The sequence below is a fragment of the Bacillus sp. 491mf genome, assembly GCF_900112415.1.
In the GTDB taxonomy this organism is placed as follows: Bacteria; Bacillota; Bacilli; order Bacillales; family Bacillaceae_G; genus Bacillus_A.
In genome coordinates this window covers 1-11957 of sequence record NZ_FOLV01000066.1, presented here as the reverse complement: position 1 = coordinate 11957, position 11957 = coordinate 1, and the positions used below count along the sequence as shown (strand labels likewise).

Sequence of the window (11957 nt, the reverse complement as noted above, 5' to 3'; positions counted from 1 at the left end):
GATTGAAATTGTTGTCCCTTTTTCGCCATAGAAAAATCCCCTCCAAGTTTCATTCTTTCCTTCATCTTATCATGAAGGTTTTTTTGAATGTCTACTTAAAGGGGATAATACCACTATCGGTCTTTTTTTATGGTAATAAAAATCAACAATGAAATATAACAGCGACCATAAATGGTAGCATGAAAAAAGACAAACTAAGAGCTGTCTTTTTTCAAATTATTTAAACCGTTTTAAAACGAGAAACTCCCAGCATTTCCACGGCAGTAAATTTTTCAATAGTACCATTAACTTTACACCTTTTCCAATTGGATAACGTAAGTTTGGATGCTGTGATTGTGCAATAGCTACTATTTTCTTAGCAACATCTTGCGGATCTCCAAAACTCTCACTCCCGTTATGAATATGTTGTTCAATTTTTTTCATGTATTCTTTGTAAGGAGATTCAGCTTCAGAAGTAGCTTCTGAAAGTTTTTGTCCGATTTCCCAAATGTTTGTGTTATATGATCCTGGTTCAATTAATGAAACATTGATTCCAAATGGTTTTACTTCTAGACGAAGAGCCTCACTCCAGCCCTCAAGAGCATATTTAGATGCAACGTAAGGAGAGAGGCCAGGGAATCCCATTTTCCCGCTAATGCTGCTAACAGTAATAATTTTTCCATGCTTCTGTTTTCTCATAATTGGAAGAACAGCTTGGGTTACTGCGATGGTCCCAAATACGTTAGTCTCAAATTGTTTACGATACTCTTCAATTTGGATTTCCTCTACAAAACCACCGCTTGCGAAGCCAGCATTATTAATCAGTATATCTATTCGTTCAAGCGTGTTTATAAAAGATGTGAAATTCTCAATAGACTTTTGGGAAGTTACATCAAGTTGATGGATTTTAATATTACGCTCTGTATGTAACAAAGCTGCTTGTTCAAGCAATTTTGTTTGTTTTTCAACATTTCGCATCGTAGCGATGACAAGATATCCTTTTTTAGCAAACTCTAATGATGTAAGAAGTCCAAATCCGCTTGATGAACCTGTAATAATTACGATTTTTTCTGTCATTTATTTCTCGCTTTCTATAAAAACTCAGTTTTATTTCATCATATCGAAAGGGGGAAGGGAAATACAATAGATTATTTACATATAAAAAGTAGATTTTTAGAGGATATCCTTTTTATATGTCAGAATATGCGCTTACCAGGGAAATAATAGGGAAATGTTCTTTTCAATAAGTAATAACCTAGAATTACGAGAAATGAAAATGTATTGTCTAGAATAGACTCTTAAAAGGCCTGTTTTATACGGTGCATATTAGGAATAAAGGCCACCCATATACATTTCGGTTAATGTATGTACAATGTCTTCGAGAGAAAATTCCCGTTCATTTCGTACAATTTCCCATAAAAACATTTCATTCGCATAGAACCAACTTCTTGCTGCTAAAAAACAATTCAAATCTTTACGAGCTAAACCGTTGTTTTGTGAGTATGTAATGTCTTGAACAATTCGTTCAATAAACCGTTCTCGAATAGCGTTCCATCTATTCCGAACTTCTGTAGAAGTACCGATTGCCTCTTCAACAACTTGTAAAAGTTGTCTCTCAGTTTCTGCCATTTGCAAAAATGCATGAACTTGTTTTTGGATCATACTTTGAGCTTCTTGCTTTGTTACTGGTTGAAAGATACGTTCTGCGATCATATAAAATTGGTTCATCACATCGTCCATTAACACAATCAGTAAATCATCTTTATTTTTAAAGTATACGTAAGCTGTTCCATATCCAGTTTCTGCTTTTTTTATAATTTGGGAAATTGTTGTTTTTTGGAATCCTTGTTCTATAAATACTTGACGACTAGCTAATAATAATTTCTTTTTTGTTTCTAGTGAACGGCGTTGTCTCGCCGATAAAGTATGTTTATCCATTTGTACCACACCTTTATACTGAAATATCAGAAAAATTAACTTTATTGTAAGGGAAACAGTAATATACTGTCAACTGACATAATGTCATTGACGCTATGTCAGTTATGGTGATATATTTTTATTAATTAGAATTAAAAGAAAATTTAAGAGAAGGTGATAGAATGTACACAAAACCATTTGAACCATCTTATGAGTATGCTCGTCAATGTGATCACCACGATGAGCTTGCATCGTTTCAACATGAATTTTATAAAAAAGAAGGAACCACTTATTTAGACGGAAATTCGCTAGGACTTTTATCTAAACGAGCTGAGCAATCTTTATTAACTTTGCTAGATTCATGGAAACAATTCGGCATTGATGGCTGGACAGAAGGACAGTATCCTTGGTATTTCTTATCTGAACAGTTAGGAGAATTAAGTGCTCCTCTAATTGGCGCTTTTCCTGAAGAAGTAATTGTAACCGGTTCTACGACGACAAATTTACATCAAGTAGTCGCTACGTTCTACGAACCGAAAGAAGGAAAAACAAAAATCCTTGCCGATGAATTAACATTTCCATCTGATATTTATGCTTTGCAAAGCCAAATTCGTATGAAAGGATTGGACGCTGCGGAGCATCTCGTTCAAGTGAAAAGTAGGGATGGAAGAACGTTAAACGAAGAAGATATCATTGCAGCAATGACAGAAGATATTGCGCTTATTGTACTTCCAGCTGTGTTATATCGAAGCGGACAAATTTTAAATATGAAACTTCTTACGGAGGAAGCACATAAACGCGGGATTCATATCGGCTTTGATCTTTGTCATTCTATCGGTTCTATTCCGCATCATTTTGCAGAATGGGACGTTGATTTTGCAGTTTGGTGTAATTATAAATATTTAAATGCTGGACCTGGCGGTGTTGGCGGCTTGTACGTAAATAAAAAACATTTCAATCGTCTACCAGGATTAGCAGGTTGGTTTGGTTCTCGAAAAGATAAACAGTTTGATATGGAGCATGAACTTACACCAGCTGAGCATGCCGGTGCTTATCAAATTGGAACACCGCACGTATTAAGTGCTGCACCGCTGATTGGTTCTTTAGAGATTTTTAAAGAAGCGGGCATTGATCGACTACGACAAAAATCATTGCATATTACACGTTATATGATAAATCTTATACAACATGAATTAGTAGATATGGACTTTACACTTGGTAATCCGTTAGAGGATGACGTGCGAGGCGGACATATTTATTTAGAACATAAAGAAGCAGCGCGGATTTGCAAAGCATTAAAGGCAAATGGAATTGTTCCTGATTTTCGTGCACCAAATGGCATTCGTTTAGCTCCTGTCGCTTTATACAATACGTATGAAGAAGTATGGAACGCTGTCCAAATTTTGAAGAAAATTATGGTAGAAGAGGAGTATAAACAATTTGAAAATAAACGAGAGGTTGTGGCATAAAGATGACAGAAAACAAGTGGATTGATATTTCTCAACCTCTAAACAATGATATTGCCACTTGGCCTGGTGATACACCTTTTTCCTATGAAGTTTCATGGACAAAAGAGCAAAGCGGCTCCGTTAATGTTGGGAAAATTTCGATGAGTATCCATACGGGCACACATATTGATGCGCCGTTTCATTTTGATAATGATGGTAAAAAAGTAAGTGATCTAGACATTAACGTCTACGTTGGTCCTGCGCGAATTATAGATGTAACAGGTCACGAAAGCATCGGAGCTAAAGAACTTGAAAAGTATGATTTGAAGGGGGTTAGTAGACTGTTATTACGAACCTTATCAAAAATAAATTCACATGTATTTCCTGAAGTAATTCCGTATTTACGTGCGGACATTGTACCTTATCTTCATGAAAAGGGAGTACGTCTAATTGGTGTGGATGTTCCGTCTGTGGATCCACTTGATGACAAAGAATTAGCAGCACATCATGAGTTATTTAAACACGGTATTCATATTTTAGAAAATGTTGTTTTAGAAAATGTACAAGACGGAGATTACGAACTGATTGCTCTGCCGCTTTCGTTAACAGATGCAGACGGTAGTCCAGTGCGTGCTGTATTAAAACCATTATAAAAAATAAATATATACTGCATAGAGAGGATGTACACATATGAGTGAGAATGAAAAAGTGATTATGGAAAAGAGCATTCATACAGATTTTCGTAACAACATGACTTACGGGGAATATTTACAATTAGATAGTTTATTATCGAGTCAAAAGCGACTGTCTGATCATCATGACGAAATGTTATTTATCGTGATTCACCAAGCAAGTGAACTTTGGATGAAATTAATTTTACATGAATTAGAAGCAGCTATTGAGTCCATTCAAAAAGGGACTCTTGCACCTGCTTTTAAGATGCTTGCGCGCGTTTCGAAAATTCAATCGCAAATTATTCAGTCGTGGGATATTCTTGCGACGCTTACCCCTGCGGAGTATATTGAATTCCGTGATTCACTTGGTCAAGCATCTGGGTTTCAATCTTATCAATATCGAATGATTGAATTTGCGCTTGGCTATAAAACACCTCATATTCTTAAAATTTATGAAAAAGATGAAGAGTTATATACTCGTCTACATAAGGCGTTTCACACACCGAGTTTATATGACGTTGCAATTCAAACGCTTGCTAAAGAAGGGTTTCCAATTAATCCAAGTGTGCTTCAACGTGATATTACACAACCATATGAAGCGGATGCAACAGTAGAAGCAGCTTGGTTGGAAGTATACTCAGATGTGAAGAAATACTGGGATTTATATCAATTAGCAGAGAAGTTAATCGATATTGAAGATTGGCTGCAACAGTGGCGCTTCCGTCATATGAAAACGGTAGAACGTATTATAGGTCATAAGATGGGTACTGGCGGTTCTTCAGGCGTTTCATATTTAAAACGTGTGCTTGATCAGTCATTTTTCCCAGAGCTTTGGGCTATTCGGACAAAACTATAAACGATTAGACAATAAGCATAAAAGTTTTCTCTAAAGCTTCTTTTAATAACAAATAGGGATTTTCATTCCCATGGATAGGACCCACAAAATAGGAACGATCGAAAAAAATTGAATCAATCTCATTATTTTGGATAAAAGATGAAATGCGAATTATTCGCGGCTCATCTTTTTTTTGTAGTGCTTCTAATTCTTTATCTTCAACAATTATATATTTATGCGGCGCATATTCATAAGCTTTCACAACTTCTTCATCACTTACTCCAGTATCCGTACAATCAGGAGCAATCTTTTTATATTTAATGGGAGTAAGACATTCCTTATGAAGACTTAAAAATTTAATATCTTTTTCTTCTACAGCACTATATAGCTTAATGCTGATGTTTAATAATCCAAGTGAAAGAGAACCTTTCCATACCGTATGCATTTAAATCTTCTCCTTTCATAAAAAGAAAATGAATAGATATATTATGAGGTAATAAGAAAATTCATATGCATTTCTTATATTTTCTGTATTTGGGGAGAGACTAAAAAATACTTTGAAAAGCAGGATTTAAAAATGCAATTAGCTACATTAAGTGAATTAATTGCTGGCTGTTACAATACAATTAATACGATGAGTACATACATTCAGCAAACACAAGATTTAGAATTAAAACAATTATTACAGCATCATTTTCCACTCCATATTGAAGACTATAATTTAAAAGTAGAATTTGTCCAAAATTAAAGTACACCCGATATTGAGCGTTTCCAGCCCTCTAAGTTAAATTCAGTATTGATTTCTTATTTAAAAGCACCGCTTGAACAGTATCCATCTGTTACACCTAGTATAAATGGAGAACCTCCCAATGATCGAGCAATTGCTATGGGCTATCTCTTAAATCAAAAATCAGCTGCATTAAATTATGCTGGAGCTGTATTAGAATGTGCGAATCCAAATTTGAGATCTTTTTTAGAAAAATCTTTTTTAAATAGTAGTAGACATGCGTATGATATTTGGCAATATATGGTGAAAAAAGGCTACTATCCGTTATCTCTAGCACCAGATTCTGAAATAAAAGCTATAGCGAGTATTTATCAGCCTGTGAATCAGACGTTACAATAATATAAGAAATAGTAAGATGTAAATTAAATTGTACTAGATAAAGTAGAATTTAATCTTATCTTTAGCATTAAAAATAATCGATTAGAAAGGAATGTAGCTTTAAGGTTTCAAAATAACTTTTATACAATTGTCTTCACGGTTATTAAAAATTTGATAACCGTAGCTCGCTTCTTCCAGGGGCATTTTGTGTGTAATAATCTCTTTTGGATCAAACTCATTTTTTGTTATTTTTTCAAACAGTTCAGGCATAAAATGAATGACAGGTGCTTGGCCCATTCTAAGGTTAATATTCCTAACCCAAAATGCACCGAGTGGAAATGCATTATAGTTGCCACCATAAACACCTGTCATTTGGACAGTTCCATATTTTCGTACGGCTTTTGTAGCAATTTGAATAGGGCCGAGAGTTCCCCCTTGTAATTTTAGTTTTTGTTCAAGAAATTCCAAAGGGGATTTCTTTCCATCCATGCCTACACAATCAATGACCACATCTGCTCCACCATGTGTAATTTCTTTTAAATGTTCTCCCATATCGGGATATTTTGTAAACTCAAATACCTCAACATTGTTAATCTTTTTTGCATAATTTATCCGATAATCTAAGTAATCAACTGCAATTACACGCTTAGCACCTTTCATCCAAGCAAATTTTTGTGTCATCAATCCAACAGGTCCACAGCCAAGTACGATAACAGTGTCACCTGACTTTACACCTGCATTTATTACACTCCAATAAGCGGTCGGTAAAACATCGGATAAAAAAAGCAGGGATTCATCCTCAAGTTCGCATGATTCAGGTATAACAAAGGGAGTAAAGTTCCCAAAAGGAACTTTCAAATATTCAGCTTGTCCACCTGGATGGTTACCAAATTTCTCTGTATAACCAAAGTATCCACCAGAATCATAATGAGGATTTGAGTTATCACATTGACTTTCCATTTCATGTTGGCAATAAAAACAATGCCCGCAAGCAACATTAAAGGGGATGACAACACGATCTCCTTTTTTTACTTTAGTGACATCAGGCCCCACCTCTTCAACAATTCCCATCGGTTCATGCCCAATAATGTATCCTTGGGGTAAAGGCATGTTACCTTGATATAAATGTAAGTCAGATCCACAAATAGCGGTGGAAGTAATTTTTACAAGAATATCATCTTTTTTTTCTAATCTCGCATCCTCAACTTGTTTAACCTGTACTTGATTTGGCCCGTGATAGGTTACAGCTTTCATAATTACATGTCTCCTTTTTTAACATTTTCTCAAAACATACTTTATATTTATCTCTTTGGACTACAGCAATCATTTTCTTAGTTATTAAAGGGAGATTAGAAATAAATCTGGAGGAATACATAACATTGTATGAAAGTATTTCATAACCCCTTCTTTCCCTAGCCTTATTTTAAGAAGAAAATCCATATTTATTCATAATGAAAAGAAAATAAATTACCATAAAAAGGGATAATTATTTTTTCATGATTCGTAGCATATTAAAAACATAGGAGGTGATACAATATGGCAAACAATAATAGCGGAAGTCGTAATGAATTAGTAGTTCGAGGCGCTGAGAATGCAATTGATCAGATGAAGTATGAAATTGCACAAGAGTTTGGTGTACAACTTGGTGCAGACACAACAGCTCGTGCAAACGGTTCTGTTGGTGGTGAAATCACAAAACGTTTAGTTGCAATGGCTGAACAACAGCTTGGCGGTGGAATTAATCGCTAATTTTAACTATAAATAAGAGTGAATTGGTATAAGTCGTAGCAGATATTTAAACCAATTTCTTATATGGATTTATTTTTAAAATAAATCCTCATAGTAAAAAAGTTTTCACTCAAAGATTATTGATAATCTTCCATAATAATCTTTGGGTATTTTGTTTGCAAATTTCTTTACTAGACTACAAACACAGATTGTTGGGAAGGTGTTTCCCATGCATGATAAAAAGTTCTTTGTAGGAAAAAATATACTTAAAAATTTCTTTTCAATATTGAAAAATATACTTATGATGATATTTTCGAAAGGGAGGCTTTTTAAAATGGGTGTATTAAGTGGAAATCCTCAAAATGAACCTTTACATTATGGAGAAGTATTTGATATTTGGAGTTATCTTCTTGCCGCACAAGGGGCTGTTGCCGGACATCAAGTATTTATGAATCACACAGGTGATGAAGATTTAAAAAAGTTTTTACAAAACTTAATTGAGAATGATATGACTCCTGAAATAGAAGAGCTAAAAACCCTTTTAAAGGTAAATGGAGTGGCTTTACCACCGGCGCCTCCTGAAAGACCAGTTGCTTCTATTGAAGATATTCCTCCTGGTGCACGCATCAACGATGCTGAAATCGCAGCAACCGTTGCAGCAGGTCTTGCAGCAGGACTAGTAACTTGTAGTCAAGTGATGGGAAAATGTCTTCGAGAAGATGTAGGCATGCTTTTTGGACAATTTCACATGAAGAAAGCGCAAGCAGGAGTAACTTTACTACGTTTAAGCAAGAAGAAGGGGTGGATAGTTCCTCCACCATTACATGTTCGAAATTCTGAACAAGCCTAATTATAAAAATAAAAAAGTGGCTTTCAGCCACTTTTTTATTTCAATTTATCAGTTCCATCCTCCGCTTTTCTAGATAGATGAACCTTATTTATTTTAAAACAGTCTACATACTCGTCAGAAGTCTCCATAGCATATTTATTATCGCTAATATTAGTGGATTTTCGTGAATCCTCATCTTCATGTAAAACAACTTTCTTCATATAGATATGAAAGAATATTTCTGCCACACTGATAAGCAAAGCTGCAAAAAAAAGCAGATGCTCCAATATTACGAGCTACGACTATATCTTTTACAAGATACGTTAATATCCAAATCCCTACAAAATTCAAACCCAAATCAACAATGGTAGCCACCATGTTTCCATACTTAGGTAAAATAAATAAATCTCCTATTAAATAAGATCCTCCGGTAATTACCAATGAAAGAAATAATATTCTTGGAATTGAAATACCTTGGAAAATGCCTAGTATCATCAATAATACAGCACTAATAGCTGTGTATTTAATTAACAAAGCAACAATCTGTTTCATTTGTATTTCTCCATTCTTTTAACTTTTATGTAGGTGAAAACTCCTCAATAAAAAAATAGGCTGTGCCTTCATAAAGCACAACCTATTTTCATCGTGTTCTGGAGGACTGTTTCATACATGATACTCCTATGGCAAACACTTTTTATTTCGCTCTCCTACACAATACTATTTTGTGAAATATATGTATTATTTATGCTTTAATAAACTGGAAAATTGATAACAAAAAAGGAATATGTATTTTCAATTGCTTTTTATCATATTAAAAACATAGGAGGTGATACAATATGACAAACAATAATAGCGGAAGTCGTAACGAACTATTAGTTCACGGTGCTGAGAATGCAATCGATCAAATGAGATATAAAATCGCACAAGAATTCGGCGTACAACTTGGTGCAGACGCAACAGCTCGTGCAAACGGTTCTGTTGGTGGTGAAATCACAAAGCGTCTAGTGGCAATGGCTGAACAACAACTTGGCGGTGGAGTTCATCGTTAACTTTAAATATGTATGGATAAATAAAATGCTTCTATTATAAATTGAGTAATTTGCTTCATAGGTTGTATTATAAATGGAATTTAAAATAAAGATTGTAATTAGTAGAATCGAATTTCCTCTTGATAAAAGAAGACATATTTTTATCCACTATAGGAAAAAATTTATAATATATAACTTTGCACATTGAATTTTATAAAAAGAAAAGGTGGTAAAATGGAATTTTCTAATGAAAGTAATATTTATCATGCTGGAGATATTGTTTATATTTTTTATCGAAACCCCCACACTCAGGACGTAGCAAATATACAAGCTGCAGCAGTTGTCAATAATCCTGAGAGACCAAATGAATTAGCATTATTTCTTTATGAAACTTATTATCCACTAACAAATGAGATGGCGGTTTATTCTACTGAAGAAGAGGCAAACCAAGCCTATACCTACTATTATGGGGGTGTTTCAGAAGGGATGTTAGAATGAATAACCCGTTTATGCCTAAACTTGTATACTTTGAACCCAAAGCATTAGATTATCCATTAGGGAGAGAGCTTTATGAGAAATTTTCAAATATGGATGTTGAAATTCGTCATACTACTTCCCATAATCAAGTGAGAGACTTGCCAGGCGAAAACGATTTTCAAAAGTATCGAGTAGCAAAATCTACTCTTGTCGTTGGTGTTAGAAAAACACTGAAATTTGATACTTCAAAGCCTTCAGCAGAGTATGCTATTCCCTTTGCAACAGGGTGTATGGGACATTGTCATTATTGTTATTTACAGACAACGATGGGAAGCAAGCCGTATATCCGAATTTATGTAAATGTTGACGAAATTCTAGAAACTGCTGACAAATATATGGAGGCCCGCGTACCTGAATTGACAAGATTTGAAGCTTCGTGTACATCAGATATTGTAGGAATTGATCACTTAACTCATACTCTTAAACATGCAATTGAGCATTTTGGAGAATCTGAATATGGAAAGCTGAGATTTGTTACAAAATTTCATCATGTGGATCATTTGCTTGATGTAAAACATAATGGGAAAACAAGATTTCGGTTTAGTGTAAACGCTGATTACGTTATTAAAAACTTTGAGCCAGGTACTTCCCCGTTAGCTAAAAGAATTGAAGCAGCGGGAAAAGTAGCCAGAGCAGGATATCCGTTAGGGTTCATAGTGGCTCCTATCTATCTTCATGAAGGTTGGCAGGACGGTTACTATCATATGTTTGAACGTCTCGATGCTGAATTACCCCTTGATGTAAGAGATGATATTACATTTGAATTTATTCAACATCGTTTTACAAAGCCTGCTAAGAGGGTAATTGAAAAAAACTACCCTATGACAAAATTAGAATTAGATGAAGAGAGAAGAAGATATAAATGGGGGAAATATGGGATTGGTAAATATATTTATCAAAAAGAAGAAGAAGAAGATATAAAAAATCACCTTTATTCTTATATGAAAAAGTTCTTTCCAAATGCAAAATTGGAATATTTCACATAATGAGGTACAGCTGCATGCCCATCAAGCTAAGAAAAGCGACTACCCCAAAATGAGAAAATTGATATTTTTAGATGAAAATATCAATTTTCTCATTTTGGGGGCGTTATAAAATTCTTAAGTTGATGGGTATGTAAGGTGACCCCTAATAAGAGTGACCGTAAACAGATTTCAGAGGATGGTATGCTTGTTATAGTCATAACTCTTAGTAAAACAGATAGAAAAATGATTTTTGATCCAGATATAATTTCTCGTGGATTTGTATACGTACGTGATTCGGAAGATTTTTTGAAGAAAATTAATCAATTAGCTGTAACAACCATTAATAATTTATGGATTTGAGTCAATATTTCGGACACAAAAAAGTTAAATCTAAGCCACTTTTTTAGCTAGATCTTCTATTGCTTGGGGAGTTTTATAACCAATGCTACTATGAATCCTCTTGCGGTTATACCATCCCTCGATGTATTGAAATAGTGCTAAGTTTGCTTGTTCAAATATGACATATTTTGTACGATATACTTCTTCTTTCTTTAAAGTGGCATGAAATGACTTGATACAGGCGTTATCATAAGGACACCCTTTTTTACTGAAAGAAGGTTTGATTTTATAACTCGCGAGTAAGGTTTGAAATTCCTGACTTGTATATTGTGTTCCTAAGTCAGTATGTAGAATGAGACCTTCTGGTGGTTTCTGTGTATAGTAAGCGTTTTCTAACGCTTTTACCACAAGGTCTGTTGTCATATTTCGTGAAAATGAATACCCAACAATTTTTTTAGAATACAAATCCATCACAGATGCAAGGTAACACCAACCATCTTTTTGTGTGTGAATATAGGTAATATCCGCTACCCACTTTTCATTGAGTGTCGTGGTAGAGAAGTTCTGTTCTAA

The 11957-nt window shown here is 34.5% G+C and carries 12 protein-coding genes and 4 pseudogenes; 10 read left to right on the top strand and 6 right to left on the bottom strand.

Annotated elements, in window-relative coordinates; translation table 11 throughout:
* Positions 1-216: 216 nt before the first annotated feature.
* The gene (locus tag BM211_RS24830; RefSeq protein ID WP_091000082.1) at positions 217-1056 is read right to left on the bottom strand and encodes an oxidoreductase; all 840 of its coding nucleotides are present in this window, start codon (positions 1054-1056) and stop codon (positions 217-219) included.
* 249 nt (positions 1057-1305) lie between these two features.
* On the bottom strand, positions 1306-1917 hold the full coding sequence (locus BM211_RS24825) for a TetR/AcrR family transcriptional regulator (RefSeq protein WP_035431093.1): 612 nt from the start codon (positions 1915-1917) through the stop codon (positions 1306-1308).
* A 161-nt stretch (positions 1918-2078) separates the two neighbouring features.
* Between BM211_RS24825 and kynU the strand changes: the two genes are divergently transcribed.
* From kynU to kynA, 3 genes are read left to right on the top strand one after another with little or no spacing between them, the layout of a single operon-like run.
* Positions 2079-3365, top strand: coding sequence for a kynureninase (gene kynU / locus BM211_RS24820; protein WP_091000080.1), 1287 nt, complete (start codon positions 2079-2081; stop codon positions 3363-3365).
* A 2-nt stretch (positions 3366-3367) separates the two neighbouring features.
* Positions 3368-3997 carry an arylformamidase gene (gene kynB / locus BM211_RS24815; protein ID WP_035431099.1) on the top strand — a complete coding sequence of 210 codons (630 nt, stop codon included), beginning with the start codon at positions 3368-3370 and terminating at the stop codon, positions 3995-3997.
* A gap of 37 nt (positions 3998-4034) precedes the next feature.
* Positions 4035-4874: a tryptophan 2,3-dioxygenase gene (gene kynA / locus BM211_RS24810; RefSeq protein WP_035431103.1), complete on the top strand. Its 840-nt coding sequence runs from the start codon at positions 4035-4037 to the stop codon at positions 4872-4874.
* A gap of 22 nt (positions 4875-4896) precedes the next feature.
* Here the strand turns inward: kynA and BM211_RS24805 are convergent.
* Positions 4897-5298, bottom strand: a pseudogene (locus tag BM211_RS24805) (Ku protein); the annotation flags it as partial.
* A gap of 132 nt (positions 5299-5430) precedes the next feature.
* Here BM211_RS24805 and BM211_RS24800 point away from each other — a divergent pair.
* Positions 5431-5979 (top strand): annotated as a pseudogene (locus BM211_RS24800) (spore coat protein).
* A 99-nt stretch (positions 5980-6078) separates the two neighbouring features.
* Here BM211_RS24800 and BM211_RS24795 read toward each other — a convergent pair.
* Positions 6079-7212 carry a zinc-dependent alcohol dehydrogenase gene (locus tag BM211_RS24795; RefSeq protein ID WP_035431105.1) on the bottom strand — a complete coding sequence of 378 codons (1134 nt, stop codon included), beginning with the start codon at positions 7210-7212 and terminating at the stop codon, positions 6079-6081.
* A 282-nt stretch (positions 7213-7494) separates the two neighbouring features.
* Here BM211_RS24795 and BM211_RS24790 point away from each other — a divergent pair, with 282 nt between their 5' ends.
* Positions 7495-7707: an alpha/beta-type small acid-soluble spore protein gene (locus BM211_RS24790; protein ID WP_035431108.1), complete on the top strand. Its 213-nt coding sequence runs from the start codon at positions 7495-7497 to the stop codon at positions 7705-7707.
* Positions 7708-8020: 313 nt separating this feature from the next.
* Positions 8021-8536, top strand: a complete 516-nt coding sequence (locus tag BM211_RS24785) for a DUF3231 family protein (protein WP_035431111.1) — start codon at positions 8021-8023, stop codon at positions 8534-8536.
* Positions 8537-8571: 35 nt separating this feature from the next.
* Here the strand turns inward: BM211_RS24785 and BM211_RS24780 are convergent.
* A pseudogene (locus tag BM211_RS24780) lies at positions 8572-9067 on the bottom strand (YndM family protein).
* A 284-nt stretch (positions 9068-9351) separates the two neighbouring features.
* Here BM211_RS24780 and BM211_RS24775 point away from each other — a divergent pair.
* From BM211_RS24775 to BM211_RS24760, 4 genes and pseudogenes are all read left to right on the top strand, one after another.
* On the top strand, positions 9352-9564 hold the full coding sequence (locus tag BM211_RS24775; RefSeq protein ID WP_035431114.1) for an alpha/beta-type small acid-soluble spore protein: 213 nt from the start codon (positions 9352-9354) through the stop codon (positions 9562-9564).
* 213 nt (positions 9565-9777) lie between these two features.
* Entirely contained in the window at positions 9778-10041 is a 264-nt protein-coding gene (locus BM211_RS24770; RefSeq protein WP_035431117.1) for a transcriptional regulator SplA domain-containing protein, read from the top strand.
* On the top strand, positions 10038-11066 hold the full coding sequence (gene splB, locus BM211_RS24765; protein ID WP_035431118.1) for a spore photoproduct lyase: 1029 nt from the start codon (positions 10038-10040) through the stop codon (positions 11064-11066). The genes BM211_RS24770 and splB overlap by 4 nt, the downstream gene beginning before the upstream one ends.
* 153 nt (positions 11067-11219) lie before the next feature.
* Positions 11220-11396 (top strand): annotated as a pseudogene (locus BM211_RS24760) (ribonuclease J); the annotation flags it as partial.
* Between the two features lie 39 nt (positions 11397-11435).
* Here the strand turns inward: BM211_RS24760 and BM211_RS24755 are convergent.
* The coding region (locus tag BM211_RS24755; protein WP_141771699.1) for an IS3 family transposase at positions 11436-11957 on the bottom strand (522 nt) is incomplete at its 5' end.